The sequence below is a fragment of the Sandarakinorhabdus sp. genome (assembly GCF_040398665.1).
In the GTDB taxonomy this organism is placed as follows: Bacteria; Pseudomonadota; Alphaproteobacteria; order Sphingomonadales; family Sphingomonadaceae; genus Sandarakinorhabdus.
The window spans coordinates 27,479-53,181 of the sequence record NZ_JBBATQ010000009.1 but is presented as its reverse complement, the minus strand read 5'-3'; the positions used below and the strand labels follow the sequence as shown (position 1 = coordinate 53,181).

Sequence of the window (25,703 nt, the reverse complement as noted above, 5' to 3'; positions counted from 1 at the left end):
ATGTGGCGCCGTATGCGATGGCTGGCGCTGGTCGGCCTGGTGTTGACATGGATCGGCTATCTGGGCGCGATCCAGGATCCGATCGTCGTCCATTATCGCGTTGCCCTGCCAGGCCTGGGCCGGCCGCTGCGCATCGTTCACCTGTCCGACATTCACGGCAGCCCGTGGGACATGCCGGAGGTGCGCATTGCGCGGATCGTGGGCCGTGTGAACGCGCTGCACGGCGATGCCGTGGTGATCACCGGCGATTTCCACGCCAGCAAGTTCTGGAATCCGCCGATGCGGCTGGAAGATGCGCTGCGCCCGCTCACCGCCCTGCGCGCGCCGCTGGGCGTGTGGAACGTGCCCGGCAACCATGATGAACCCTATTGGACGCGCTGGGTGATGCGGCGCTTTGGCCTGAACCTGCTCGCCAGCGCGTCCGTCGATCTTGGCCCGGTGCAACTGGTGGGTGCCGACGACATGATCCTTGGCACCGATCCGGTGGCGGGCCTGCACCGCGCCGCCGGCCGCGCCAATCCCGCCAAGCCGGTGATTGCCATCGCCCATGAACCGGATTTTTTCCGCGCGCTGCCGGCGAATGTGGCGTTGCTGCTGGCCGGGCACACCCATGGCGGCCAGATCCGCGTCTTCGGCCTGCCGCGCCTGCCGCCCTATTACGAAGCGCACCGGCGCGGCGTTTTCAGCAATGCGCGCGGTCAGCAGATGGTCGTGTCGGCCGGACTGGGCACCACCTTCTTGCCGATCCGCATCGGCGTGCCGCCCGAAATTGTCGTGATCGAACTCGTGCCGGCCGGTGGTCAGCCACCGGGCAGGAATTCCGGCACCGAAAGATAACGCTCGCCGGTGTCATAATTGAACCCCAGCACCCGCGACCCCGCCGGCAATTCCTTCAACTTGATGGCGATGGCGGCCAGCGTGGCGCCGGACGAGATGCCGACCAGCATGGCTTCCTGCGTCGCCGATCGCAGCGCCCAGGCCTTGGCATCGGCGGCGTCCACCTGCACCACGCCATCCAGCAGCGCCACATCGAGATTCTTCGGGATGAAGCCGGCGCCGATGCCCTGGATCGGGTGCGGGCTGGGCGAACCACCGGAAATCACCGGGCTGGCGGCTGGCTCCACCGCGTAGATCTTCAGCTTCGGCCAGCGCGGTTTCAACGCGCGCGCCACGCCGGTGATATGCCCGCCGGTGCCCACGCCGGTGATGATGGCATCGATGGGCGTGTCGGCGAAATCGGCGAAAATCTCCTCGGCGGTGGTGCGCACATGCACATCGATATTGGCCGGGTTCTCAAATTGTTGCGGCATCCAGGCACCCGGCGTCGTCGCGACGATTTCGGTGGCGCGGGCGATGGCGCCGTTCATGCCCTTTTCGCGCGGTGTCAGATCGAAGGTCGCGCCATAGGCCAGCATCAGCCGCCGCCGCTCGATCGACATGGATTCGGGCATCACCAGGATCAGCTTGTACCCCTTCACCGCCGCCGCCATGGCCAGGCCGATGCCGGTGTTGCCGCTGGTCGGCTCGACGATGACGCCGCCCGGCTGCAACCGGCCATCGGCTTCGGCGGCCGCGATCATGGCAAGGCCGATGCGATCCTTGATCGAACCGCCGGGGTTGCTGCGTTCGGATTTGATCCACACTTCGGCATCGGGAAACAAGCGGCCGACGCGCACATGCGGCGTGTTGCCGATGGTGTGGAGGATTGAGTCAGCCTTCATGCGCGGGCGCCTTTTCGGTTGTTGCCGGGCCATCCTAAAGCCCAGCGCCGCCCGCGCCAACGCCGATAATCTTGGGCTGCGTTCAGCGCGGCTTGTCCGCCGGCCCCTCGAACCGATCGGCGGTGCGCAGTTCCGGAAAACGCCACGCCCACAGCAACGTCACGATCACTGCACCGATGCCGCCGGCCACCACCGCCGGCACCGCGCCGAGGAAGCGCGCCGCCAGCCCGGATTCGAGCTCGCCAAGCTCGTTGCTGGCCGAAATGAACAGCCCTGACACGCTGGACACGCGCCCGCGCATGTCATCGGGCGTGTGCAACTGGATCAGGCTGCCGCGCACGAACACGCTCATCATGTCGGCCGCGCCCAGCACCACCAGCGCCGCGATCGACAGCGGGAAACTGGTCGACAGGCCGAACACCACGGTGGCGAGGCCAAACACGCCGACGCACAGGAACATCACCGGGCCGACATTGCGGCGCAGCGGCCTGGTGGCGAGGATCAGCGCGGTGATCGCCGCCCCCAGCGCCGGCGCGGCGCGCAGCGGCCCCAGGCCCTCCACGCCGACCATCAGCACATCGCGCGCATAAACGGGGAGCATCGCCGTCGCGCCGCCGAGCAGCACCGCAAACAGATCGAGGCTGATCGCGCCCAGCACCACGGGGTTGTGGCGCACGAAATTGATACCCTCCATCACGCTGCGCCACGGGGTCACGGTGGCCGGCGGCGGCATCGGCACCGGCCGGATGATCATCAGGCAGATGAAGGTGAGCGTGAACAGCACCGCCGCCACCAGATAGGGCGTGGCTGGCGAGACAGCATAGAGGAAGGCGCCCAGCGGCGGCCCGATCACCGCACCCGATTGCCAACTGATGCTGTTCAGCGCGATGGCTTGCGGCAGCAGCTCGCGCGGCACCAGATTGGGGGCAAGTGCCGCCATCGACGGCCCCTGAAAGGCGCGCGCCACCCCCAGCAGCGCCGCCACGACGAACAGCGCCACCATCGGCATGTCCCCGGCCAGCGCCAACCCGCCCAGCACGGCGGCACAGCCAATTTCCAGCGCCACCGCGGCGCGCGCGATATAACGCCGGTCCATCCGATCCGCGATCACGCCCACCACCAGCGCCAGGCAGAACAAGGGCAGGAACTGCGCCAGCCCGATCATGCCGAGCAGGAAGGCGGCATCATCGCGGCTCATCGTTTCGCGGGCGATATCGTACACTTGCCAGCCGATCACGATCACCAGCATCATGCCGGCCACCGTGGCGAGGAAGCGCGATGCCCAGAAGGCGCGATAATCGCGGATTTGAAAGGGGGCGGGCAGCGCGATCACGATGCACCGGCATAGAAAGCGTTTGGCAAGGCATCAATGCCAATATGGTGGCCGCCGACGATTTGCGCGGCCGGCGTTGCATTGGTAACGATCAAGGGTCATGAACAACGTGCGGCAGCTTCCTGGCCTTGTCCTCGCGCTCGCGCTGGCCAGCGTCGGCGCGGCGCAGATGCTGGTGGCCTGGGCCGGCTGGGCCGATCGCTTCGGCTGGCCGTGGGCGCTGGTGGCGATGGTGCTTTCGTGGTTCGGCGGCTTCAACGCCTTTGCCGTCGCCGGGGCGTTCTTCTTTGCGCAGGATTATCTGCACTGGTCGCTGGGGCAGAGCATCGCGCTGGCGGCGGTGGGGCTGATGTTCGGCACGGCAGGGATCATGCGCAGTTGGGTGAGCTTTCTTGTCGGCGGGCGCTACACGCCGGATCGCTGAGCGGGGAGGGCGAGCCAAGCAGTGCTCGTCACTTCGGACACCAAAGGCCTGCCTGTTTCTTCTCAAGTAGAGCTCTGCTCTGTGCGGGCGCGACATTCAGACTGCTGCATTTTTTCGAATGCTTCCCAATACCAGCCATTAAACGTGCAAACCCAAGTTGAGGGGGTTTGAAGTTTACGTTACGTCTGTTACTGATGATGAAAGATGTTGGTGGAGCAGTCATGAACTTGGATGGCGTAAGGAACGCAAAGGCAGAAATTTTTCAAAAAGCTTTTGGGTTCGGTGAGCAAATTGCAAGCAGCGCGACCGCTGCGGCGATGCCAAGCTTCATGCGGGCGACACGCAGCAACCATGGCATCATATCGCAAGCTGCTCTCGCTGACCCAACGCGCTACCTCGCACTTGGAATCGGTTCATCCGATGAAGCCGAGGAGCGCGCCACTAATCGAGCCGGCAAGCAGTTGCTCATCTTTGGTCAAAGAAAGCGTCTACGTGATCACCCAGTTGTCGAGAAGGCCATAAAGCTGGCCAAGGGTGAGGCACGCTTTGTTTACACTGGGCCAATCCAGCGCGCCTCGTTTTGGGTTCCAGCTCGGTATCGCCCTGTGGCGCCTGGCTGCTCGGCTGGTCATCGGCAGGTAACAGCGGGCACGCTTGGCGGCTATGTAAGGATGCGGACACAAGGTGGCATGATGATGCTGTCCAACAATCACGTGTTCGCAAATTCCAATCGGGCCCAGGCGGGTGATGCCATTCTTCAGCCCGGAAAGGCGGATGGCGGGGCGAATCCGGCAGATGTGATTGGCCACCTCTATCATTATATACCATTGCTGGACCAAAATCGCATCAATGCCGTGGACTGCGCGGTGGCAACAATGGCGGCGGGTGTTGTCGCCAATCCATTGCCCTGTGTGCCGGCATCCGGACGTTCAGGCGTGCAGCCAACTTCTGTGCTCGATGAGGTCGATGACGCGATTGAAATTGTAAAGGTGGGACGCACGACCGGGGTGACGTTCGGAAGCGTTTGGGCCACGGAGGTCGATAATGTCATTGTCGATTATGGCACGCCGCAACGCCCGATGCTGTGCCGGTTTGATGGTCAAATTTCCGCATATTCCGGTAATGCGGCCTTTGCCAAACGGGGTGACAGTGGGTCGATTGCCACTACCGTTGATGGAAAAGCGGTTGGTCTGGTGTTCGCCGTGTCAGAGGCTGGTGGCCCGACCGGGTTCGGGCTGACCTTCATGAATCCGTTCAGCCTTGTTTTGCAAGAACTGGATGCGGAACTATGGCTTGGCTAAATCGGTTGCACTACAATGGGGATGTCCATGCAAACCGTGACTCGTGAAGATGCTCGTGCGGCAAAGAAAAAACTGACTGCGCGCTATGGCGGTGATCGCCGCGTAACGAGCATCGGGCTGGGACGCAGCGCGCCTGATTGCCATCTCGTGCGCGTAACGGTGCTTAGCGATGCCGACCGAGCTGTGGTTCCCCTGGAATTGGATGGCGTGCCTGTCGAAGTTTCCGTGTCAGGACCAGTCTTGCCGGCTTGACGCGTTCAAGGCGCGGCAGCAGCGTCGCTTTTCCGGCCGCTTCAATCGCGGCACAATCGTTAGCACACCACCGACACGAACGAATCTAGCACCCGCTTGCGCCCCGCCGCCGGGAAGTCGATTTCCAGCTTGTTGCCATCGACATGGAACACCACGCCTTCGCCGAACTTGGCGTGGAACACTTTCGTGCCCCGGCGATAGCCCGGTGCGGGCGTGAGGGCGACGGCGCTGACGCGGGCTTCGCGCCAGCTTTGTTCGCGGGGTGGGGGATTGCGTGGGCCGAAATCGCGAGTCCCGCCCGCGGCCCAACCACCAGCCTGGCTCTTGGCGCGGTCCCAGCCCGGGCCGCGCCCGGTGCCGCGCTGCACATCGGCGAAGGGGTCGCCGCCTTCCAGCGCCGCGCGCCACAGGCTGGGGCCGCCGGAGAGCGTCGAGCGGGTTTCGACATGGGCTTCGGGCAGTTCGGCGATGAAGCGGCTGGGCAGGGCGGCGGTCCATTGGCCATAGACCTGCCGGTTGGCGGCGTTGATGATATGGGCGCGTTTTCGCGCGCGGGTGATGCCGACATAGGCCAGCCGGCGTTCTTCCTCCAAGGCGCTGGTGCCGCCTTCGTCCATGGCGCGCTGGCTGGGGAAGACGCCTTCTTCCCAGCCGGGCAGGAACACCTGGTCATATTCCAGGCCCTTGGCGGCGTGCAGCGTCATGATGGTGATCTTCTCGCCATCGGCGGCGCTTTCATTGTCCATCACCAGCGCGACATGTTCGAGGAAGCTGGTCAGCGACGGATAATCGCCCATCGCGCGCACCAGTTCCTTGAGGTTATCGATGCGGCCATCGGCTTCGGTGGATTTCTCGGCCTGCAGCATGGCGACATAGCCCGATTCCTCCAGCACCATCTCGGTCAGCTCGGCGTGGCCGACATTGCCGGCCTGCTCGCGCCAATGCGCGACATCGGCGAAGAAGGCTTTCAGCGCCCGCCGCGCCGCCGGGGTCAGGCCGTCCGCCTCGCACAGCGCCAGCGCCGCGCGCGGCAGCGACACATTCATCGCGCGCGCTGCGCCGTGCATGGTCGCCATCGCCTTGTCGCCCAGCCCGCGCTTCGGCACGTTGACGATGCGCTCGAACGCCAGCGCATCGTCGGGCTGCGCCACCAGCCGCAGATAGGCCAGCGCATCGCGGATTTCGGCGCGCTCATAAAACCGGAAACCGCCGACGATGCGATAGGGCAGGCCGATGCTGATGAAGCGATCCTCGAACAGCCGCGTCTGGAACTGCGCGCGCACCAGGATCGCCATGCCGTTCAGGGATCCGCCTTCGCGCGCCAATCTCTCGGCCTCGTCGCCGATCAGCCGCGCTTCCTCCGGCCCGTCCCACACGCTCGTCACCTGCACACGCTCACCAATATCGTGCGCAGTGAACAGCGCCTTGCCGAGCCGGCCGCTGTTGTGGGCGATCAGCGCGTTGGCGGCACCCAATATGTGCGGCGTCGATCGGTAATTCTGTTCCAGCCGGATCATCCGCGCGCCGGGGAAATCCCGGTCGAACTGCAGGATGTTGCTCACCTCGGCGCCGCGCCAGCTGTAGATCGACTGGTCATCGTCGCCGACGCAGGCGATATTGCGGTGCGCGCCGACCAGCGCGGTCAGCCACTGGTGCTGGGCGCTGTTGGTATCCTGATATTCATCGACCATCACATAACGGAATCGCCGCTGCCATTCGGCCAGCACATCGGGGTGCCGGCGAAAGATGCTCAGCATGTGCAGCAGCAGATCGCCGAAATCGCAGGCGTTGAGGCCGGCCAGCCGCTGCTGATAGCGCGCATAGAGCGCCGCGCCTTTCCCGTCGGCATAGCCATGGCTTTCGCCGGCCGGCACGCTGTCCGGCCCCAGCCCCTTGTTTTTCCAGCGGTCGATCAGGCTGGCGAGCTGCTTGGCCGGCCAGCGCTTGTCATCAATATTGGCTTCGGCAATCACCTGTTTCAGCAGACGCAATTGATCGTCGGTATCGAGAATGGTGAAATCCGCGGTCAGGCCGACCAGCGCGGCGTTGCGGCGCAGCATCTTGGCCGACAGCGCATGGAACGTGCCCAGCCACGGCAGGCCCTCCGCCATGTTCCCAAGCAGCATTTCGGTGCGGTGGCGCATCTCGCGTGCCGCCTTGTTGGTGAAGGTGACGGCCAAAACCTGGGAAGGGAACGCCAGCCGGCTGAACAATATGTGCGCCAGCCGTGCGGTCAGCGCCTTGGTCTTGCCGGTTCCGGCGCCGGCCAGGATCAGCACCGGGCCTTCGGTGGTGGTCACCGCCTCGCGCTGCGGCGCGTTCAGGCCGGCCAGCCAGGGCGGCACCGCAGAAGCGGGGGAATCGGGAGTCACGACGGGCAGCATCTGCGAACAAGTATGGAACAAACGCCCGCCTGCCAAGCCGATTTGCGTTGCCATGACTCAACCGGCTGCAATGGCGGCCGTTTCATCCTGGCAAGGCCGCTGCGGCTGTTGGAGGAGACGGGCATGACCGTGATGGCGAAGCCGGCGGCGCTGATCGCGCGCGATGTCGGCTGGCGGCAGGTGCTGGGTCTGGGCCAGACGGAGCTTGGCTTCTGGGCCGATGTGCGCGGCGTGCAGCTCGAACAGTTGAAGCGCCATCTGCCCTTCAACGTCACGCTGCTGGCGGTCAATCTGGCCATGGTGCTGGCCAATTTCGGCAGTGCAGTGCCGTTTTCGGCGCTGGCGCCGTGGCTGGCCGGCATGGCCGGCATGTGCGTGATATGGACGGTGCGATCCGTTGGCAGCCGCCGCATCGACAAGGTGCCGGCGGCCAGCCGTCTGCGCTTCTGGAAGGTCAATGCCGAAATCGGGGCCTTTGCCCTGTTCTGGGGTGGGCTGATCTCCACGCTGCTGCCAGTGCTGTCCGGTACCGAGCAGGCCATATTGCTGATGATCTCGCTGCTGTTTCTGGGGGCGGCCGGCCATGCGGTGATGGTGATGCCGGCCGGCGCGCTGCTGCTGTGCGCGATCACCGCCGGCGCCATGGTGCACGCGATTCCCGCCGGTGCGCCGCTCGATCGTCCGCTGGTCGCGCTCGGCCTGTTCAGCTTTGCGATGATCATCATGCGCAGCGCGCTGGTGACGACCTTTCACACCATGGCCCGCCTGCGCAGCGAAGCCGAACTGACCGACCAGGGCGAGGTGGTGCGGCTGCTGCTGAATGAATATGAAGCCAATGGCTCGGATTGGCTGCTCGAACTCGATGCCGCCGGCCAGTTGACGCACGTCACCACGCGCTTTGCCGATGTGGCGCGGCGGCGGCGCGCCGACATGCTGGGGCAGCCGCTGCTGGCGCTGCTCGATCCGGCCCAGGGCGGTGCAACGATGGCGGCGCTGGCCCATGCCATCAAGACGCGCCAGCCATTCCGCGATCTGGTGGTGCCGGTGCCGCTGGGCCGCGATCTGCGCTGGTGGGCGCTGTCGGGCACGCCCAAGCAGGATGCGACGGGCATGTTCACCGGCTTTCGCGGGGTTGGCCGGGATGTGACGGAGGTGCGGCGCAGCCAGGAACGCATCGCACAACTGGCGCGCTTCGATCCGCTCACCGGGCTGGCCAATCGCAGCCTGTTCCGCGAACAACTGGAGGTTGTGGCGGAACGGGCCGAGCTCAGCCACAAGCCGGCGGCGCTGCTGTTCGTCGATCTCGATCGCTTCAAGGCGGTGAACGATGGCTTTGGCCATGCCGCCGGCGATCTGCTGCTGCGCCAGGTGGCGCAGCGGTTGCAGGCGCTGGTGAAGGGCCCAGGACAGAGCGGGGCCACCATTGCCCGGCTGGGCGGTGACGAATTTGCCGTGCTGTTGCCCGATGGCAGTGGGACAAGCGCCGAAAAGCTGGCCGTGCGCATCGTGAAGGACATGGCGCGCCCGTTCCCGCTGGGCGAGGAAGGCCGCGCCGGGGCGGCAATTGTCGGCGCGTCAGTGGGCTGGGCGCTGGCGCCGGCCGATGGCGAGACGCCCGAAGCGCTGCTGAAGGCGGCCGATCTGGCGCTGTATCGGGTCAAGGAACAGGGGCGCGGCTCTGCCCTGCGCTTTTCGGCTGACATGGCCGAAGCCGCCGCCGAGCGCCGCCGGCTGGAAGGCGAACTGGCGCTGGCGCTGGAGCGCGATCAACTGTCGCTGGCATTCCAGCCGGTGGTCGATGCCGCCGACGAACGCATCACCGGGTTCGAAGCCTTGCTGCGCTGGAACCATCCCGAACTGGGCCAGATTTCGCCGCTGCGGTTCATTCCGTTGGCCGAGGACACCGGGCTGATCGTGCCGATCGGCCATTGGGTGATCGAACAGGCGCTGTTGTGGGCGGCGCGCTGGCCCGATCATATCCGCATCGCGGTCAATCTGTCGGCCCTGCAGATGGAGGATGACGAACTGCCCGGCCGCATCGCGCGGGCGTTGCGGCGCCATGGCGTGCCGGCACAGCGACTGGAGCTGGAGATCACCGAAAGCCTGTTTCTTGCCGAAAAGCCCGGCGTGGTGGATGTGCTGAAGCAATTGACCGCCTTGGGCATCAATTTTGCGCTCGATGATTTCGGCACCGGTTATTCGGCGCTCGGCACGCTGCAAAAGGCGAGCTTCAGCCGCATCAAGATCGATCGCAGCTTCGTGCGTCGCGCCACCGCCATGGGTGATGAAGCCAGCGCCATCATCCAGGCCATCGTGCGCATGGCCGCCAGCCTCGATATGCAGACGACCGCCGAAGGCACCGAAACCCGCGCCGCGTTCGAACTCTGCCGCGATCTGGGCTGCACCCAGATCCAGGGCTTCCTGTTCGGCAAGCCGATGCCGCCGGAGGAAGCGACCGCGCTGGTGGTGCAGAGCGTGGCGGCGTGATCCGAACGGAACGGGGCGCCCCCGGCGCGAGGGCGCCCCGTCGTTGCCTGTTCAGAAGCTCATGCCCACGCTCATCTTGTAGAAATCGCCGGCATTGTCCTTGTCCAGATCGGCACCGGCCGTGAAGCGCGCGAAAAAGCCCTTGGGCAGCGCGAACTGCACATAACCGCCCAGCCATTCATAGGTCTTGCTGGCGCGGCCACCCGGATAGGTGTTGCGGGTGTTGGACAGGATTTCATAATGCGGCCCGAACGACACGTTGCTGGAGGCCTTGTAACCGATGTTCACCCAGGTGTGCAGGAAGTCCAGCGATGCATTGCCGTTGCGCTGGCTGAGCGCGGCATAGTAACCGCCGTAGAATTCGCCCTCCAGCTTGTCGTCGGCATAGTTGACCGTCAGGCTCGGCACGATCCCGTCGAGGAATCGGGCGCCGGCGCTGGTACCGCGCACCAGGGCACCGCCCGAAAGCAGCGAGCCGTTGGTGATGCCGATCTGCGGCTTCACCTTCAGCTTGCCGCCATCGAGGTTGAAGTTCGCGCCAATGCCGAACTCGGTCCACAGGTCGTCGCCGCTGTTGCCCTGGCCCAGTCCGAAGGCCGGCTTGGTCCAGAATGTGCCGTAGAAACTGAAATCCGTCGTGTCGTTGACCGGGATCAGGCCGCTGAATGACGGGTTGAAACCAAAGAAACTGTCTTGATTGAGCGTGACAGTGTAAGATGAATCCCGCTTCTGTTGGGCAGCAACAGGCGCCGAAATAGCAGTCATAACCAGCAAGCTGGCAGCAGCCAGACACAGGCGTGCAACAGACGGGGTCACCATCTTCAGTTCCTTTCAAAGATATTGGTTGCGAATACGAAACTGATCAGCCGACGGCCTGCATGCAATTGGCAAAAATGTGCAACTTCCGCCCAAGCGGCACATTCGTTGGGTTTGATCGCAAGTAAAATGTCTTTTGTTACAACTTTGAAACATACGTATTTTGCCCCACCATCACTGGTGCGGCACGGTGGCAGCCAAAATGTCGCAGTGGTGGCCGGGCCGTGGGCCGCGGCGATCCCCGCCCAGGGTCGGCAAGACGCCAGTCTGCCGTCAGCCCGGCGTCATCGGCGTCAGCGCTCGATCCACGCCTTCAACAGCGTGTGTGCGATCGCCAGCGGCGGCGGCGCCAGAAAATCGCCTTCCCCGGCCAATGCGGCGCGCACTTCGTCCTTGGTCACCCAGCGCACTTCTTCCAGTTCGTCCTGATCCAGCCGCACTTCAAAGCCGTCGCTTTCGGCAAAGGCCGCGATCATCAGGCTCGATGGAAATGGCCAGGGCTGGCTGGCGAGATAATCGACGCGGCCGCAGGTGATGCCGGCTTCTTCCCACAATTCGCGGCGCACCGCTTCCTCCAGGCTTTCGCCCGGTTCGACAAAGCCGGCCAGCGCCGACAGGAAACGTTTGGGAAAGCGCGGCTGCCGGCCGATCAGCGCGTGATCTTGCCTGACCGCCAGCATGATCACCACCGGATCGACGCGCGGGAAATGTTCGGCCTTGCAGCCGCCGCACTGGCGGGCATAGCCGGCCTTGGCCAGCACGGTCGGCGCGCCGCACACCGCGCAATATCCGTGGCGCTGGTGCCAATCGAGAATGGAGCGCGCCTGCGCGACGATGGCGGCTTCGTGGCCGGGCAGCAGGGCACCGGCGGCGCGCGCGTCGATCACCTGCCCGCCGAAATCCGCCACCAGTTCATCACCGGGCGCTGCGGCCGCAAAGCGTGGGGCATCCCCGTCCATCCCCAGAAAGATCGACAGCGCATCGTGCGGCACATCGGACCGGTAGGCCCACAGGATTGCCGGCGTATCGCCGGGGCGCACCACGGGATTGAGCTTGTCCATCACCAGCCAGCGCGCATCGGATCGGCCGCGCAGGGCGATCACCGCGGCCGGATCGCGGCGCACCTCGTCGGCCCGGTCCAGCCGATTGCCGGTGAAGCCGGTGGCCGGCACATCCCTGAAATCCGTCATGCCGAATCCTCTCCCCTGCTGGCGCTCTGCCCCAGCGCCGCCGCCTTGGCAAACAGCGTCGGCAGGCCGACGCCGGCAATGTCTGCCACCTTCACCCAATCTGCGCCATCGAACGCCGGCCGTGCATCAAGCCATAGCGCCGCGACCCGCAATTCCAGCTCGAAATGCGTGAAGCCATGTCGCACCGCGCCAAGCAACTGCCAATTGCCATCAAGTGGCGGCGCGGCATGGCCGCCGCGCCAATCACAACTCGGCAGCGCCCGCATGCCGCCCAGCAGGCCCTTCGCCGGCCGCTGCACGGTCAGCACGTCACCATTCACCTCGATCCACCACGCCGTGCCTAGGCGTGTCGGACGCGCGCGCTTCGCCGGTTTCACCGGATAATCCTCCGGATTGCCGGCCTGCCGCGCCGCACACGCCCCCGCGATCGGGCAAAGCAGGCACTTGGGCGCGCGCGGCGTGCAGACGCGCCGCGCCAGATCCATCATGGCTTGCGCGAAATCCCCGGCCTGGCCCGCCGGCAGCATCGGCATCAGGCCGGCGCGAATCGCCGCGCGCGCGGCAGGCAAAGGGGTGGCAATGGCGAGCAGCCGGGTCGTCACCCGCTCGATATTGCCGTCGATCACCACAGAGACGCGGCCAAAGCCAAAGGCCGCCACCGCCGCCGCCGTGTAATCGCCGATGCCGGGCAGCGCGCGCAAGGCGGCTTCGTCACCCGGAAACCGCCCATCGTGCTGCGCCACCACGGCGCGCGCACAGGCCAGCATGTTGCGCGCCCGTGCATAATAGCCAAGCCCGGCCCAGGCCTGCATGACGTCCGCGTCTTCGGCTGCCGCCAGTGCCGCCACGCTTGGCCAGCGCGCGGTGAAGGCGTGGAAATAGGGGGTCACTGCTTCCACGGTCGTCTGTTGCAGCATCACTTCGGACAGCCAGACGCGATAGGGCCATGCCGCATCGGCCGGCAGCGCCGCGCCCGGCGGATTGCGCCACGGCAGCACGCGTGCATTCTGGCGATACCAGGCGATCAGATCATGGGGCCAACTATGCGTCACGGCCTGTCTATGGCATGGACGCACCATGCCGGAAACGCCCCCCAAAGTCGCAAAACCGCGCGCCGGCAAGACGGCAGAGCCTGTCCAGCCGCCCGCCCGCACCAACCGCCCGCGCGCCATTGCCGATCTGGTCGGCGATGTCGGCGGCCAGGCGTTCAAACGCTTCGGCTTCACCCAGCGGGCGCTGATCGATCGCTGGGTGGAGATCGTCGGCGAGCAATACGCGCGCCACTGCCGGCCGCTGCGCCTGAAATTTCCGGTCGGAAAAAAGGAGGGCGGCACATTGGCCATTGCCGCCACCGGCGCGCTGGCGCCGATGCTGCGCCATGTCGAACCGCAGATCATCGAACGCGCCAACCGCATCCTGGGCTATGGCGCGGTCGCCCGCATCGTGCTGGAACAGGCGACGGGCGCGATGGCCGCGCCACCGGAACCGTTGCCGGGCCCGCCGCCGCCCTTGCCCGACGCCACCCGCTCCACCCTGCGCGACATCGCCGATCCCGAACTGCGCGCCACGCTGCAATCGCTGGCCGAGGCGCTGGCGCAGAGCAGTGGGCCGCCGAAGATCCGGTGAGGGGGCTGCTCTCCCCAAAACGATCAGGATGACTGGCTCTCTTTGGCAATCGCTGTCCATGTCCTCCACCTGCGTCTGCAACATCATGTGTGCACCGGCATCGCCAAGGGGGGCTTGGCGCTGCCCCCCGTGCCGCGCTAGACAGCAGCAATGCAACTTCGCGCTTTCCCCCTGATCGCCGCCCTTGTGCTGGCCAGCCCGCTGCTGGCGCAGCCAAAGCCTGCTGCCCGGCCCGCGGCCAAGGCTGCCGTCAAAGCTGTCGACTGGGCAGCCCGCGTCGCGCTCACCCCGCAAGGCGGCGTGCGGCTCGGCAATCCGGCGGCGGCGGTGAAGATCGTCGAATTCGGCTCGCTCACCTGCCCGCATTGCAAGGCGTTCCACGAAACCGGGCTGCCCATCATCAAGGCGAAATATCTCGCGGCCGGGCGCGTAAGTTACGAATATCGGCCGTTCAGCCTGAACGGCATCGATCTGATGGCCGGCCTGGTGATGCAATGCCTGCCGGCAACGGCGGCGTGGGGCTTCGTCAACCGCACCTATGCGCGCCAGGCCGAACTTGTGCAGCCGTTCCAGACCATCGGCGAGGCGGACCGCACGGCGCTGGCTGCGCTGCCGCAGGAGGCGCAGGGCCCGCGCATGGCGGAACTGGGCAAATTGCCGGAATTTGCCGCCGCCGCCGGCGTGCCGCGCTCCCGATATGATGCCTGCATCGCCGCCAAGCCGGGCATGGACCGCTTGATGGCGATTCGCGCCGATGCAGTGCAGAATCACAATCTCACCGGCACACCGAGTTTTCTGATCAATGGCACGATGCAAACCGATGCCTATGATTGGTCCGCGCTGGAGCCGATGCTGATCACCGCCCTCAAGACTGCCGAGCCAAGGAAATGATGATGCGCCACCTGATGTTGCTTGCCGCGCTGCCGCTGGCGCTCACCGCCTGCAACGACAGCAAGACTCCGGCGACTGACGCGGGCGCGCCGCTGCCGGCTGGCATTGCCGCGCCGGCCGGGCAGAACTGGGCCGAAGTCGTCACCGCCACGCCGGAAGGCGGCTTCAAGATGGGCAACCCCGATGCCAAGGTGAAGCTGGTCGAGTTCGCCAGCCTGACCTGCCCGCACTGCCGCGAATTCCACGAAGCCGCTGCTGCCACCATCAAGGACAAATATGTCGCCAGCGGCAATGTGAGCTATGAATATCGCAACTTCGTGCTGAACGGCCCGGATTTCGCCGCCACCATCCTGGCGCGCTGCCAGGGCGCCGGCGCGTTCTTCGGCCTGCTCGATGCCTTTTACGCCGATCAGGTCGGCTGGACCGAATCCTTCGGCAAGATCAGCAAGACCGATCAGGAAGCGCTGGGCAAGATGCCCGAAGACCAGGCGGTGCGCCGCATGGCCGAACTGGGCGGGCTGGCCGATTATGTGAAGCTGCGCGGCATCCCGCGCGCCAAGTTCGACCAGTGCCTCGCCGATCCGGCGCAGGCCAAGGCGGTGAATGATCTGCGCAACCAGGCGGTGAACGAATACAAGCTGACCGGCACGCCGAGCTTCATCATCAACGGCACCGTGCAGGAAGGCGTGTTCACCTGGCCCGATCTGGAGGCCAAGCTGCAGACGGCGCTGCGGTAACCCGAATTTGGAATTCCGCCGCCTTCGCCTTGCCGGCTTCAAATCCTTCGTCGAACCGGTTGATCTGCTGATCGAGCCGGGGCTGACCGGCGTGGTCGGCCCCAACGGCTGCGGCAAATCCAATCTGCTGGAAGCCCTGCGCTGGGTGATGGGGGAAGCCAGCCCCAAATCCATGCGCTCGGGCGGCATGGACGATGTGATCTTTGCCGGCACCGCTGCACGGCCGGCGCGCGCCTTTGCCAGCGTGACGTTGCAACTGGCGGGCAGCACCGGCGAGGAAGTGGAAGTGCTGCGCCGGATCGAACGCGGCGCCGGATCGGATTACCGGCTGAACGGCCGTGATGCCCGCGCCCAGGATGTGCGGCTGTTGTTTGCCGATTCGGCCACTGGCGCGCACAGCCCGGCGATCGTCGGCCAGGGCCGCATCAGCGCCATCATCGCCGCCAAGCCGGCCGAGCGCCGCCAATTGCTGGAAGAAGCCGCCGGCATCGCCGGGCTGGCGGTGCGGCGCCGCGAAGCCGAAATCCGTCTGCGGGCGGCCGAAGCCAATGTGCTGCGGCTGGATGATGTCATCCGTGGCGTGGAGGCTCAAGCGGCCACGCTGAAGCGGCAGGCGCGCAGTGCGGAACGGTATCGCAACCTTTCCGACCGGATCAGACACGGCGAGGCGGCGTTGATCCACGCGCGCTGGCACGGCGCGGTGGCGGCGAGCGAGCGGGCGCGCACCGCTGCCGTGGCGGCCGAGACGCTGGCGGCGGAAAAGACCAGGCTGGCAGCTTCACTGTCGGCGCAGGCGGCCGACGCCAGCGCCGGCCTGCCGGCGCTGCGCACCGCCGAAGCCGAAGCCGCGGCAACCGTGCAGGCCTTGCGCCAACGCCGCGCCTTGCTGGATGCCGAAGCGCTGGATATCGCGCGCCGGGACACTGCGCTGACGGCTCAATTGGCCAGCATCGAGCGCGATGCACAGCGCGAGGCGGCGCTGGCCGACGATGCGGCAGCGGCGCAGGCCCGGCTGACCACCGAAGACGCCGCGCTGTCGGCGCGGCTGGCCGAACTGGCGGCTGCAACGCCGACGCTGACGGCGCAGGCGGCCGCCGCGAAAACGGCTGCTGCCGACGCCGACGCCGCGCTGGCCGAGGCGATGGCGGCGCATGCCGCCGCGGCGGGCGCGGCGCGCGCGGCGGCCGATGCCGCGAATGCCGCCGCCGCCCGCGCAGCGCGGGCGCGCAACGAAGCCGCCGATCTGGCGCAGCGGCTGGCGCGGTTGGCGCCGGCCCCCGATCTGGCGCCGCTGCAGGCGGCAGTGGCGGCGGCAACCGCCGCTGTGGCGGCCTGCGAAACCGGGGTTGCCGATGCCGAATCTGCCCGCCCGGCCTTGGAGGGGGCGCGTGCCCAGGCGGCGGCGGCCGTGTCTGCGGCGCGTGCCACGCTGGCCGGGTTGGACGCCGAAGCCCAGGCGCTGGCGCGGCGGCTGGCGGCCGATCAGGGCAAGGCCCCGCGCGTTGCCGACCGGTTGATCCCGGCCGCCGGCTACGAAGCGGCGCTCGCGGCCGCGCTGGGCGAGGATATGGAGGCGGCGCCCGCCGATTCGGCTGCGCCGCGCCGCTGGGCCGGTTCGGTGGCCCGGGCGGATGATCCGGCGCTGCCGGCGGGCTGTGTGGTGCTGGCCGGGCAGGTGCAGGCGCCGCCCGAACTGGTGCGCCGGCTGGCCCAGATTGGCGTGATCGACGGCCCGCCGTCCCCCGAATTGCTTGCCGCGCTGCGCCCTGGCCAGCGGCTGGTCAGCCGGACGGGGCAGCTCTGGCGTTGGGATGGCCTGGTGGATGGGGGCGGCCGCACCGATGCCGCCGCTGCCCGCCTGCGCGCCCGCCGCCGCGCTGCCGAGCTTGATGCCGAACGCAACGCTGTCGCTGCCACGGTCGAACAGGCGGTGGCCAGCCAGCAGGGCGCCGAAACGGCCAGCGCTGCGGCGGCCGCCGCCGAACGCAGCGCCCGTCAGGCACGTGATCAGGCGGCACGCGCGCTCGCCGAAGCCCGCGCCAAACTCGCGGCGGCGCAAACCGCTGCCGCCCGCGCCGCCGGTGAAGAAGCGACCCTGCAAAGCGCCGCCACCCGCGCTGCGGCCGATGCCGAGCGCTTCGCCGCCGAAGCCGGAGCCGCGCAGGCGGCGGTGCCCGAAATGGACATGGTGGCCGGGCTGTTGGCCACGGTCGCGGCGGCGCGCGCCACGAATGACCGCAATCGCGAAGCATTGTCGGCGATTCTGGCCATCTTGTCGACGCAAGGCCGCGATGCCGATGCCGCCACGCGCCGGCGGCAGGCACTGGCCGGCGAACAGGCGGATTGGCAGCGACGGGTGGCGGCCAGCGCCGGTCAGCAGGGCGAACTCGCCCGCCGCCGCGCCGCCGCGCAGGATGAACAGGCCGGCCTCGCTGCCCGCACCCGGGCGATTGCCGCCGATATTGCCGGCCTGGCCACCCGCACCGCCGACGCAGAATCGGCGCGCGCCACCGCTGCCGACAGCCTCGCCAGTGCCGAAGCCGCGCTCGCTGCCATCAGCGCTGCCTTGCGCACCGCAGACGCCGACACGGCCGAAGCCCGCGAACTGCGCGCCACGCTGCGCGCCGAAGCCGAGCATCAGGACGCCGCGCGCACGGATGTGGAGCGCAGTTGCGGGGAGCGGTTCCAGTGCCCGCCGCCGCTGCTGCCCGGCCGCTTCGGCTTTGGCGTCGAACCCGGCGATCCGGCGGCGCTGGCCGAGGCGCTCGATGCCCAAGTGGCGGAACGGGATCGGCTGGGGCCGGTCAATCTGCGCGCCGATATCGAACTGAAGGAACTGGAAGACCAGGCGAAATTGACCGCCAGCGAGAAGGCGGAGCTCGATACCGCCATTGCCCGCCTGCGCGGCTCGATCGGCAGCCTGAACCGCGAAGGGCGCCAACGCCTCACCGCCGCGTTCGAAGCGGTCGATGCGCATTTCCGCACCTTGTTCACCGATCTGTTCGGCGGCGGTGAGGCGCGGCTGGCCTTGATCGAATCCGATGATCCGCTGGAAGCCGGGCTGGAAATCATGGCGCAGCCGCCCGGCAAGAAGCTGCAATCCCTCACCTTGTTGTCGGGCGGTGAGCAGGCGCTCACGGCCACCGCGCTGATCTTCGCACTGTTCCTCGCCAATCCGGCGCCGATCTGCGTGCTTGATGAAGTCGATGCGCCCCTGGATGACGCCAATGTCGAACGCTTCTGCGACCTGCTCGATCGCATGGCCGCCCAAACCGCGACGCGGTTCCTGATCGTCACCCACAACGCCGTCACCATGAGCCGGATGCACCGCCTGTTCGGCGTCACCATGGCCGAACCGGGGGTCAGCCAATTGGTCAGCGTCGATCTCCACACCGCCGAAAGACTGGTTGCAGCGCTGTGATGTGTGCAGTGCAGCATGGTTGACACAAGTTGCCCCCACCTCTAGGACGCGCGCCAAGTCTTGGTGGCATCGCCATTGGGACCGCTCGCCTTATCGGGCAGGCGAAACAGGGTTAGACGACAGGGATTTTTCGCCTTGGCCGACCAACCAGCCGACGAGGACAGCCTCGCGCGCCGCATTGCTGCGGCACGCGCAGCAGAATCGAACGCCAAGGATGGTGCCAAGGCGGGAGAAAGTGCCGGTTTCCAGGCGGCGTCCGAATTCATCGGCGCCATGCTGGCCGGCGGCTTCATCGGCTGGTTTTTCGACCGGCAGGTGGGCAGCGGCCCCTGGGGGCTGATCCTGATGTTGCTGTTGGGCTTTGTGACCGGTTTGTACCAGTCACTCAGACGGCAGCGGAAACTGGACGACCGGGAACGGAATAAGGACTGAACGGCCGTGGCCAATCCAATGGAACAGTTCAAGATCGAAACGATCGCCCCCCTTGCGGTGGGCGGGGTTGATCTGTCGTTCACCAACTCATCGCTGTGGATGCTCATCGCGCTGGTCGCGGTGGCGGCCTTCCTGTTCATCGGCACGGCGCGCCCGCAACTGGTGCCCGGCCGCATGCAGGCGGCGACGGAATTGATGTATGAATTCATCCGCGACATGCTGCGCGAGAATGTCGGCAAGGATGGCTTGCGCTATGCCCCGCTGATCTTTGCGCTGTTCATCTTCGTGCTGGCCTGCAACCTGCTTGGCATGGTGCCGTTCGTGCACAGCTTCACGCCGACCAGCCACATCGCCGTCACCTTCGCGCTGGCGATGATCGTGTTCATCCTGGTGGTGATCGTCGGTTTTGCCCGCCACGGCCTGCATTTCTTCAGCCTGTTCCTGCCTGAAGGCACGCCGTTGTTCGTGGCGCCGCTGGTGGCGGCGATCGAATTCCTGTCGTTCCTGTCGCGTCCGTTCACGCTGGCCATCCGGTTGTTCGCCAACATGACCGCCGGCCACGTGCTGATGAAGGTGTTCGGCGGCTTTGTCGTGTCGCTGGGCGCGGTCAACATCGGCCTGGGTGTCATCCCGCTGGGCGTCAACGTGGCGCTCACCGCGCTGGAACTGCTGATTGCCGTGGTGCAGGCCTATGTGTTCGCGTTGCTGGCCAGCATCTATCTGAACGACGCCGTCAATCTTCACTAATCAATTCAACCTCTTGCAATAAAAGGACGAACAATGGAAACTGTTGCTGCTTACAAGCTGATCGGTGCTGGCCTGGCTGCCATGGGCGCAGGCTTCGCCGCCATCGGCGTCGGCATCATCTTCGGCATGTTCCTGCAGGGTGCGCTGCGCAACCCGGCGGCCGCCGACAAGCTGGGTGCCCGCCTGATCTTCGGCTTCGCCGTGACCGAAGCTCTGGGCCTGATCGCCGCCGTCGTCGCGCTGGCGCTGGCCTTCGGTTGAGCCAGGTTGCAGCGCCCGGCCATCCGCCGGGCGCTGCCCTGATCCGTCTTTGCCTGGGGAAACCACGTGCCACAGTTTGATCCCAGCAGTTTTGCCTCGCAACTGTTCTGGTTCGGCCTGATCTTCGCGTTGCTGTATTTTGCAGTGGTGAAGCCCACCTTGCCCAAACTGGGCAAGGTGATCGACGCGCGTGATGCTCAGGTGGCCAGCGATCTCGATCGTGCCGAAGCCGCCAAGGGCCAGGCCGATGCGGTTCGCACCGCCTATGACGAAAGCATCAAGGCGGCGCAGGCTGCGGCGCAGGCCGAAGTGGCCGCAGCGAAGGATGCGGCGGCCAAGGCGGCCGATGGGCAGTTGAAGGCGCTGGCGGCGCAGTTGGATGCCGATGCCGATGCTGCGGCGGTGCGCCTGGATGCGGCGCGTACCGCTGCGCGCAGCAGCCTTGAAACCACCGTGGCCGATCTGACCGGCGATGCCGTGGCCCGCCTGACCGGGATCGAAGTCACGCCGGACGACGTGGCGGCCGCGTTGAGGACTGCATGATGCAAGCTGCTGAAACCCCCGTGGAAACCACGGCCGAAACCGTTGCGCATGGCGGCGAGGCGCATGCCGAACCGACGTTGCTTGGGCTGAATGCCGAAGGCTGGGTCTACACCGGCGTTGCCATCTTCATCGTGCTGGCCGTTGTGCTCGGCAAGGTGCCGGCCCGCATCGCCGAAGCGCTTGATGCCCGCATTGCCGGCGTGAAGAAGCAGCTTGATGAAGCTGCCGTGCTGCGTGCCGAAGCCGAAGTGCTGCTGGCCGATGCCAAGGCCCGGCAAGCCGCCGCCGTGGCCGATGCGGCCGCGATTCGGGCCCGCGCCGAAACCGAAGCCACGGAACTGGTTGCCGCCAGCCAGCTTGCGGCCAGCGAATCGATCGCCCGCCGCACCGCAGCCGCCGAATCCCGCATCGTCGCGGCCGAGCGCGCTGCCGCCGCCGAATTGAAGGCCGAAGTTGCCGTGCAGGTGACGCGCGCCGCCGCCACCATCATCGCAGCGCGCAGCGATTCGGCGCTGAAGACCCGTCTGACCGAAGACGCCATTGCCGGCCTCGAGCGCAAGCTGCATTGATCGCTGCCATTGCGCGGCCCGGCCGGGGCTGATATGCAGACGGGCATGAGCCTGTTTTTGCGACACGACCGACGAATCTGACACTGCGCCGCGTTTGGTGCAGTGCCCTTTTCGTTGTCCTGCCAGCAGAAAGCTTGTCCCCTTGATCGATATCGTGCCGCTCGTCGCCGAGCATCATCCTGCCATTGAAATTCTGCTCGATCAGCGCTTTGGCCCGGCCCGCCGCAATCGCACCGCCTATCGCCTGCGCGATGGGGCTGAGCTGCTGCCGGACTTTTCCCTTGCCGCGCTGGAGGGCGACCGGCTGATCGGCAGTCTGCAGTGCTGGCCCATCCAGGTGCGCGGGATCAGCGGCCGTCGCCAGCCCTTGATCCTGCTTGGCCCGGTGGCGGTTGCCGCCGACCGTGAAGGCCAGGGCATTGCATCGGCGCTGATGCAGGCCTGCCTCGCTGCGATCGATGCCGCCGCAGGCCCGCCGGCGCTGCTGATCGGTGATGCGCCCTTTTATGGCCGCTTCGGCTTTGCCGCCACCGCCACACGCCATTGGCAATTGCCGGGGCCGGTGGACCAGAATCGCCTGTTGCTGCGCGGCACGGCGCCTCACCTGCCGCGTCTGGCCTGGGTGGAGGCCGACACGCGCGCCGCCAAGGTTGCCTGACCGGCCGGTTTGCCTATGGAAGGCACGGTGAGTATCGAATCGCCCGCAACCCGTTTTGCCGACCTGCTGGCCCTTGCCGGCAGCGGCAGGCGCCTGCCGGTGGAACAATGGCATCCGAAGCATTGCGGCCACAGCGCCATGCGCATCGCAGCCGATGGCACCTGGTTTCACGAGGGCACGCCGATCGGCCGCCCGGAACTGGTCCGGCTGTTCGCGTCGATCCTGCGCCGCGAAGCCGATGGCAGCCATGTGCTGGTGACCCCGGCGGAAAAACTCGACATCGATGTGGAGGATGCGCCGTTCCTCGCCGTCGATGCCGACACCTTGAGCGAAGGGCAGGGGCGGCAATTGCTGTTCCGGCTGAACACCGATGATGTGGTGGTGTGCGGGCCTGATCATGCGCTGGATGTGCGGGTTCATGCCGATGGCACGCCGCGGCCCTATTTGCATGTGCGCGGCGGCCTGCTGGCGCTGGTCAATCGCGCCACTTTCTATCGGCTCGCCGATCTGGCGCTGAACGAAGCGGCCGAACCGCCCGGCCTGTGGAGCAATGGTGCGTTTTTTGCCTTTGCGCCGGCGTCGCGCTGATGCCGCTGGATCGCGTGCGCAGCCTGCTGGCGCGGCCGTTCACGCCGCAGCCGCACGGTGACTGGGATCTGATGACCGATGCGCCGCCGCCGGTCGATGGCCTGATGCCCGCTGCCGTGCTGATGGCAATCACCGATGAGGCGCAGCCGCAGTTGCTGCTGACCAAGCGCACCGCGCATCTGAAGCGCCATCCGGGCCAGGTGGCGTTTCCCGGCGGGCGCGTTGATGCCGGCGATGCCTCGATGATCGCGGCGGCGCTGCGCGAAGCCCATGAGGAAGTGGCGTTGCCGCCGGGCCAGGTCCAGGTGCTGGGCATGCTCGATCCCTATCGCACCGGCACCGGATTCCTGATCACGCCAGTGGTTGGCGTGGTGCCGCCAGGGCTGGCCTTGCGCCCGCAGCCCGATGAAGTTGCGGAGGTCTTTCACGTGCCGCTCGCCCATGCACTCGATTGCGCCAACCATCTGCGGCAAAGCGGGCAATGGCAGGGCGAGACGCGGCATTTCTGGACGATCCGCCATGATCGCCATGTCATCTGGGGCGCCACCGCCGGCATGATCGTGGCGCTGGCGCAGCGGCTGGAGCGGCTGTGAGCGCGCTGCCCGCCGTGTTGCCGGCGCAGCCGTGGACCGAAACCGCAGCCGGCACGGCGCTGCTGGAGGCGCTTGACGCCGGCACCGGCAGCACGCGGCTGGTGGGCGGCGCGGTGCGCGACGCGCTGCTGGGGATTGCGGGCGGCGATATCGATCTGGCGACGCGGTTGCCGCCGGATCAGGTGATGCAGCGGCTGAAGGCGGCGGGCCTGAAGGCGGTGCCCACCGGCATTGCGCACGGCACGGTGACAGCGGTGGGTGCAGGCCTGGTGGCAGAGGTCACCACGCTGCGCCGCGATGTGCAGAGCTTTGGCCGCCATGCCGAAGTCGCCTTCACCGATGATTGGCAGGAAGACGCCGCCCGGCGCGATTTCACCATCAATGCGCTTTATGCCGATCTGCCCGGCGGCACGCTGCATGATCTCAGCGGCGGGCTGGTCGATCTGGCGGCGCGGCGGGTGCGCTTCATCGGCGATCCGTTGCAGCGCATTGCCGAAGATCATTTGCGCATCCTGCGTTTCTTCCGGTTTTCCGCGCGGTTCGCGGCGGTGATCGATGCCGATGGGCTGGGTGCCTGCACGCTTCGGGCCAATGATCTGATGGCCTTGTCGCGCGAACGCATCGCCATGGAATTGCGCCTGCTGCTCGGCCTTCCCGATCCGGTGCCGATGCTGGCGGTGATGCAGGACGCCGGCATTTTCCGGCCGGTGCTGCCGGAACTGTCGGCCGTGCGTCTGCCGGTGCTGGCCACCACCATCGCCGCCGAGGCCACCGCCGGCGTGCCTGTGGCGTGGGAACGGCGGCTGGCGGCGCTGCTGCCGGCCAGTGACACGCGCACGGCGGCTGATGTCAGCGCGCGGCTGAAACTCTCCAACCCGCAGCGGGCGCGCATTGTCGCCGCCGTGCAGCGACCGGCGCCGCCGCCGCATCAGGCTTCGGCCTATGGCGACGGTGCCGAGGCCGTGGTCGATCGGCTGCTGATCGCCGGCCAACCCGATGCGGTGCGGCCGCTGATCGGCTGGCAGCGCCCGCGGCTGCCGGCCTCGGGCAAGGACATCATCGCGCGCGGCGTGGCACCGGGGCCGGCGGTGGCGAATCGGCTTGGCATGTTCGAACGGGCCTGGGTGGCGGCGGGGTTTCCGGATGATGCGGCGATCATAGCGGACATGCTGGACGCGGCGGCGCGCGGTTAGTCTCGCGCAACGCCCTGCCCCTTGCGGGGAGGGCGTTTGATTGATCGCAAACCGGCCTATTCCGCCCCCGGCGGCCGCCCGCGCCGCGGCCCCGGCGTGATCGCCACCTTCACGCCGCGCCGGCTCAGCGCTTCGCGCAGCAGCACTTCGATCTGGGCATTCAGGCTGCGCAAATCGGCGGCCGCCGTCCGTTCCAGCGCATCATGCAGCGCCGGATCGAGCCTGAGCGCAAAGGGCTTTTTCGCGCTCACGGCTTAATAGAGGCTGCCCGTGTTCACCACCGGCTGGGTGTCTCGCTCCCCGCACAGCACCACCAGCAGGTTGGAGACCATGGCGGCCTTGCGTTCTTCATCCAGTTCGACGACCTGGCGCTCGTTCAGCATGGCCAGTGCCATTTCGACCATGCCGACCGCGCCGGCCACCAAGGTTTCGCGCGCGGCGACCACGGCGGCGGCCTGCTGGCGGCGCAGCATGGCGCCGGCGATTTCCGGCGCATAGGCCAGATGGGTGAAGCCGCATTCATCCACCGTGATGCCGGCAACGCTCAGCCGATTGATCAGTTCGGCGCGCAGTTCGCCCGACACGCGCTCGTGGTCGCCGCGCAGCGTCACCTCCTTGTGCTCGAAATCATCATAGGGGTAGCGCGCGCCGATGGTGCGCACCGCCACCTCGACCTGCGCGGTGACGAAGCCGCGATAATCATCGACATCGAACAGCGCCTGCGCCGAATCGGTAACGCGCCACACCAATTGCGCCGCGATCTCGATCGGGTTGCCGCGCTGATCATTCACCTTGATCTGCTGCGAAATCAGATTGTTGGCCCGCAGGGAGATTTTCTTCTTGCCCATCCACGGCCAGGTCCAGCGCAGGCCGTTGACGCGATCAGTGCCCCGATAATCGCCGAAATTGGTGATGGCGGCCGCTTCGTTGGGTTGCAGGCTGTAGAAACCGCCAAGCAGGAAGGCCAGCACCACGCTGAGCCCGGCGCCGCCGAGCAGCGACATCGGATCATCGCCGATGATCCCGCCCACCATGGCAAAGGCAATGGCGACGAGCAGCATCAGCACCAGCAGCAACATCAGCAGGCCATTGCCGCCTGCGCCGTCACGTTCGCGACTGGGCTGGCGCAGTGCTTCGGTCGTCATCGCAGTCTCCATAAATACGATATCATATTTATATCGGAAATATGCCGACCGTCAAGCGGACGCCTCAATCGCCGCCATCACCACCATCACCACCATCTCCATCATCCCAGCCGCCACTGGCACCGCCGCCGCCGCCACGGCCGCCGCCGGGCTCGAAGTCGGAATCAAGGGCGGAGTCGTCGTCGCTGACCAGCCCGGCCGAATCGCTGGCATGACCGAACTTGTCCAGTTGCAGGCCGCCTGCCGGGCCGTGGTCACCCATCCACACGCCCGATCCGCCAGGATCACGGCGGCGGGGTGGTAACGGCGGGGTCGCCGGCTTGCGGCCTGGCAGCAACGCCAATCCCAGCAGCAGCATCGCCCCGCCCAGGATCAGCAGCCAGGCCATCGG

26 protein-coding genes are annotated in these 25,703 nt (G+C 66.8%); 17 read left to right on the top strand and 9 right to left on the bottom strand.

What is annotated here, in order from left to right; genetic code table 11:
* The gene (locus ABWP22_RS11830; RefSeq protein ID WP_353200178.1) at nucleotides 1-837 is read left to right on the top strand and encodes a metallophosphoesterase; all 837 of its coding nucleotides are present in this window, start codon (nucleotides 1-3) and stop codon (nucleotides 835-837) included.
* Here ABWP22_RS11830 and cysK read toward each other — a convergent pair.
* Nucleotides 801-1,721 carry a cysteine synthase A gene (cysK, locus tag ABWP22_RS11825; protein WP_353200177.1) on the bottom strand — a complete coding sequence of 307 codons (921 nt, stop codon included), beginning with the start codon at nucleotides 1,719-1,721 and terminating at the stop codon, nucleotides 801-803. The genes ABWP22_RS11830 and cysK overlap by 37 nt on opposite strands.
* 82 nt (nucleotides 1,722-1,803) lie before the next feature.
* Entirely contained in the window at nucleotides 1,804-3,054 is a 1,251-nt protein-coding gene (locus ABWP22_RS11820) for an MFS transporter (protein WP_353200176.1), read from the bottom strand.
* A 100-nt stretch (nucleotides 3,055-3,154) separates the two neighbouring features.
* Between ABWP22_RS11820 and ABWP22_RS11815 the strand changes: the two genes are divergently transcribed.
* Nucleotides 3,155-3,478 (top strand): hypothetical protein, encoded by a 324-nt coding sequence (locus tag ABWP22_RS11815; protein ID WP_353200175.1) that lies wholly within the window; start codon nucleotides 3,155-3,157, stop codon nucleotides 3,476-3,478.
* A 194-nt stretch (nucleotides 3,479-3,672) separates the two neighbouring features.
* Complete coding sequence (locus ABWP22_RS11810; RefSeq protein ID WP_353200174.1) at nucleotides 3,673-4,779, top strand: hypothetical protein; 1,107 nt, start codon at nucleotides 3,673-3,675, stop codon at nucleotides 4,777-4,779.
* Between the two features lie 311 nt (nucleotides 4,780-5,090).
* On the opposite strand, the gene ABWP22_RS11805 is transcribed toward ABWP22_RS11810, so the two are convergent.
* Complete coding sequence (locus ABWP22_RS11805) at nucleotides 5,091-7,415, bottom strand: ATP-dependent helicase (protein WP_353200173.1); 2,325 nt, start codon at nucleotides 7,413-7,415, stop codon at nucleotides 5,091-5,093.
* Nucleotides 7,416-7,538: 123 nt separating this feature from the next.
* Between ABWP22_RS11805 and ABWP22_RS11800 the strand changes: the two genes are divergently transcribed.
* Entirely contained in the window at nucleotides 7,539-9,902 is a 2,364-nt protein-coding gene (locus ABWP22_RS11800; protein WP_353200172.1) for a putative bifunctional diguanylate cyclase/phosphodiesterase, read from the top strand.
* Nucleotides 9,903-9,953: 51 nt separating this feature from the next.
* Here ABWP22_RS11800 and ABWP22_RS11795 read toward each other — a convergent pair whose 3' ends face one another.
* From ABWP22_RS11795 to ABWP22_RS11785, 3 genes are all read right to left on the bottom strand, one after another.
* Nucleotides 9,954-10,667: a DUF6733 family protein gene (locus ABWP22_RS11795; RefSeq protein ID WP_353200171.1), complete on the bottom strand. Its 714-nt coding sequence runs from the start codon at nucleotides 10,665-10,667 to the stop codon at nucleotides 9,954-9,956.
* 344 nt (nucleotides 10,668-11,011) lie between these two features.
* Nucleotides 11,012-11,908, bottom strand: coding sequence for an NAD(+) diphosphatase (gene nudC, locus ABWP22_RS11790; protein WP_353200170.1), 897 nt, complete (start codon nucleotides 11,906-11,908; stop codon nucleotides 11,012-11,014).
* On the bottom strand, nucleotides 11,905-12,960 hold the full coding sequence (locus tag ABWP22_RS11785) for an A/G-specific adenine glycosylase (protein ID WP_353200169.1): 1,056 nt from the start codon (nucleotides 12,958-12,960) through the stop codon (nucleotides 11,905-11,907). The genes nudC and ABWP22_RS11785 overlap by 4 nt, the downstream gene beginning before the upstream one ends.
* A gap of 25 nt (nucleotides 12,961-12,985) precedes the next feature.
* Between ABWP22_RS11785 and ABWP22_RS11780 the strand changes: the two genes are divergently transcribed.
* The 13 genes from ABWP22_RS11780 (at nucleotide 12,986) to ABWP22_RS11720 (ending at nucleotide 24,167) form a co-directional block, all read left to right on the top strand.
* Entirely contained in the window at nucleotides 12,986-13,534 is a 549-nt protein-coding gene (locus tag ABWP22_RS11780; RefSeq protein ID WP_353200168.1) for a DUF721 domain-containing protein, read from the top strand.
* Between the two features lie 150 nt (nucleotides 13,535-13,684).
* Nucleotides 13,685-14,425, top strand: coding sequence for a thioredoxin domain-containing protein (locus ABWP22_RS11775; protein WP_353200167.1), 741 nt, complete (start codon nucleotides 13,685-13,687; stop codon nucleotides 14,423-14,425).
* Between the two features lie 2 nt (nucleotides 14,426-14,427).
* Nucleotides 14,428-15,162: a DsbA family protein gene (locus tag ABWP22_RS11770; protein ID WP_353200166.1), complete on the top strand. Its 735-nt coding sequence runs from the start codon at nucleotides 14,428-14,430 to the stop codon at nucleotides 15,160-15,162.
* Between the two features lie 7 nt (nucleotides 15,163-15,169).
* Nucleotides 15,170-18,583 carry a chromosome segregation SMC family protein gene (locus ABWP22_RS11765; protein ID WP_353200165.1) on the top strand — a complete coding sequence of 1,138 codons (3,414 nt, stop codon included), beginning with the start codon at nucleotides 15,170-15,172 and terminating at the stop codon, nucleotides 18,581-18,583.
* A 135-nt stretch (nucleotides 18,584-18,718) separates the two neighbouring features.
* Nucleotides 18,719-19,015: an AtpZ/AtpI family protein gene (locus ABWP22_RS11760; RefSeq protein WP_353200164.1), complete on the top strand. Its 297-nt coding sequence runs from the start codon at nucleotides 18,719-18,721 to the stop codon at nucleotides 19,013-19,015.
* A gap of 6 nt (nucleotides 19,016-19,021) precedes the next feature.
* Nucleotides 19,022-19,762, top strand: a complete 741-nt coding sequence (locus tag ABWP22_RS11755; RefSeq protein WP_502951122.1) for a F0F1 ATP synthase subunit A — start codon at nucleotides 19,022-19,024, stop codon at nucleotides 19,760-19,762.
* A 33-nt stretch (nucleotides 19,763-19,795) separates the two neighbouring features.
* The gene (locus ABWP22_RS11750; RefSeq protein WP_017668976.1) at nucleotides 19,796-20,023 is read left to right on the top strand and encodes an ATP synthase subunit C-like protein; all 228 of its coding nucleotides are present in this window, start codon (nucleotides 19,796-19,798) and stop codon (nucleotides 20,021-20,023) included.
* A gap of 66 nt (nucleotides 20,024-20,089) precedes the next feature.
* A complete protein-coding gene (locus tag ABWP22_RS11745; RefSeq protein WP_353200163.1) occupies nucleotides 20,090-20,566 on the top strand; it encodes a F0F1 ATP synthase subunit B family protein in 477 nt (158 codons plus the stop codon).
* Nucleotides 20,563-21,135 carry a F0F1 ATP synthase subunit B family protein gene (locus tag ABWP22_RS11740; protein WP_353200162.1) on the top strand — a complete coding sequence of 191 codons (573 nt, stop codon included), beginning with the start codon at nucleotides 20,563-20,565 and terminating at the stop codon, nucleotides 21,133-21,135. Before ABWP22_RS11745 ends, ABWP22_RS11740 begins: the two co-directional genes overlap by 4 nt.
* 142 nt (nucleotides 21,136-21,277) lie before the next feature.
* Nucleotides 21,278-21,793, top strand: coding sequence for a GNAT family N-acetyltransferase (locus ABWP22_RS11735; RefSeq protein ID WP_353200161.1), 516 nt, complete (start codon nucleotides 21,278-21,280; stop codon nucleotides 21,791-21,793).
* 15 nt (nucleotides 21,794-21,808) lie between these two features.
* Nucleotides 21,809-22,381 carry a DUF1285 domain-containing protein gene (locus tag ABWP22_RS11730; RefSeq protein WP_502951121.1) on the top strand — a complete coding sequence of 191 codons (573 nt, stop codon included), beginning with the start codon at nucleotides 21,809-21,811 and terminating at the stop codon, nucleotides 22,379-22,381.
* Nucleotides 22,381-22,974 (top strand): CoA pyrophosphatase, encoded by a 594-nt coding sequence (locus ABWP22_RS11725; protein WP_353200160.1) that lies wholly within the window; start codon nucleotides 22,381-22,383, stop codon nucleotides 22,972-22,974. Before ABWP22_RS11730 ends, ABWP22_RS11725 begins: the two co-directional genes overlap by 1 nt.
* A complete protein-coding gene (locus ABWP22_RS11720) occupies nucleotides 22,971-24,167 on the top strand; it encodes a CCA tRNA nucleotidyltransferase (RefSeq protein ID WP_353200159.1) in 1,197 nt (398 codons plus the stop codon). The genes ABWP22_RS11725 and ABWP22_RS11720 overlap by 4 nt, the downstream gene beginning before the upstream one ends.
* A gap of 56 nt (nucleotides 24,168-24,223) precedes the next feature.
* Here ABWP22_RS11720 and ABWP22_RS11715 read toward each other — a convergent pair whose 3' ends face one another.
* The 3 genes from ABWP22_RS11715 to ABWP22_RS11705 all read right to left on the bottom strand — a co-directional run bounded on the left by ABWP22_RS11715 (nucleotide 24,224) and on the right by ABWP22_RS11705 (nucleotide 25,700).
* Nucleotides 24,224-24,418 (bottom strand): type II toxin-antitoxin system antitoxin, encoded by a 195-nt coding sequence (locus tag ABWP22_RS11715; protein WP_353200158.1) that lies wholly within the window; start codon nucleotides 24,416-24,418, stop codon nucleotides 24,224-24,226.
* A gap of 3 nt (nucleotides 24,419-24,421) precedes the next feature.
* Nucleotides 24,422-25,312: an SPFH domain-containing protein gene (locus ABWP22_RS11710; protein ID WP_353200157.1), complete on the bottom strand. Its 891-nt coding sequence runs from the start codon at nucleotides 25,310-25,312 to the stop codon at nucleotides 24,422-24,424.
* A 64-nt stretch (nucleotides 25,313-25,376) separates the two neighbouring features.
* Complete coding sequence (locus ABWP22_RS11705) at nucleotides 25,377-25,700, bottom strand: hypothetical protein (protein ID WP_353200156.1); 324 nt, start codon at nucleotides 25,698-25,700, stop codon at nucleotides 25,377-25,379.
* Nucleotides 25,701-25,703: the final 3 nt, after the last annotated feature.

Bases quoted from the DNA above. Each gene is read 5' to 3' on its own strand.
- ABWP22_RS11830 (WP_353200178.1), top strand. From the start codon at position 1: ATGTGGCGCCGTATGCGATGGCTGGCGCTGGTCGGCCTGGTGTTGACA.
- cysK (WP_353200177.1), bottom strand. From the start codon at position 1,721: ATGAAGGCTGACTCAATCCTCCACACCATCGGCAACACGCCGCATGTG.
- ABWP22_RS11815 (WP_353200175.1), top strand. From the start codon at position 3,155: ATGAACAACGTGCGGCAGCTTCCTGGCCTTGTCCTCGCGCTCGCGCTG.
- ABWP22_RS11810 (WP_353200174.1), top strand. From the start codon at position 3,673: ATGATGAAAGATGTTGGTGGAGCAGTCATGAACTTGGATGGCGTAAGG.
- ABWP22_RS11805 (WP_353200173.1), bottom strand. From the start codon at position 7,415: ATGCTGCCCGTCGTGACTCCCGATTCCCCCGCTTCTGCGGTGCCGCCC.
- ABWP22_RS11800 (WP_353200172.1), top strand. From the start codon at position 7,539: ATGACCGTGATGGCGAAGCCGGCGGCGCTGATCGCGCGCGATGTCGGC.
- ABWP22_RS11795 (WP_353200171.1), bottom strand. From the start codon at position 10,667: ATGACTGCTATTTCGGCGCCTGTTGCTGCCCAACAGAAGCGGGATTCA.
- nudC (WP_353200170.1), bottom strand. From the start codon at position 11,908: ATGACGGATTTCAGGGATGTGCCGGCCACCGGCTTCACCGGCAATCGG.
- ABWP22_RS11780 (WP_353200168.1), top strand. From the start codon at position 12,986: ATGCCGGAAACGCCCCCCAAAGTCGCAAAACCGCGCGCCGGCAAGACG.
- ABWP22_RS11775 (WP_353200167.1), top strand. From the start codon at position 13,685: ATGCAACTTCGCGCTTTCCCCCTGATCGCCGCCCTTGTGCTGGCCAGC.
- ABWP22_RS11770 (WP_353200166.1), top strand. From the start codon at position 14,428: ATGCGCCACCTGATGTTGCTTGCCGCGCTGCCGCTGGCGCTCACCGCC.
- ABWP22_RS11750 (WP_017668976.1), top strand. From the start codon at position 19,796: ATGGAAACTGTTGCTGCTTACAAGCTGATCGGTGCTGGCCTGGCTGCC.
- ABWP22_RS11740 (WP_353200162.1), top strand. From the start codon at position 20,563: ATGATGCAAGCTGCTGAAACCCCCGTGGAAACCACGGCCGAAACCGTT.
- ABWP22_RS11730 (WP_502951121.1), top strand. From the start codon at position 21,809: ATGGAAGGCACGGTGAGTATCGAATCGCCCGCAACCCGTTTTGCCGAC.
- ABWP22_RS11725 (WP_353200160.1), top strand. From the start codon at position 22,381: ATGCCGCTGGATCGCGTGCGCAGCCTGCTGGCGCGGCCGTTCACGCCG.
- ABWP22_RS11710 (WP_353200157.1), bottom strand. From the start codon at position 25,312: ATGACGACCGAAGCACTGCGCCAGCCCAGTCGCGAACGTGACGGCGCA.
- ABWP22_RS11705 (WP_353200156.1), bottom strand. From the start codon at position 25,700: ATGGCCTGGCTGCTGATCCTGGGCGGGGCGATGCTGCTGCTGGGATTG.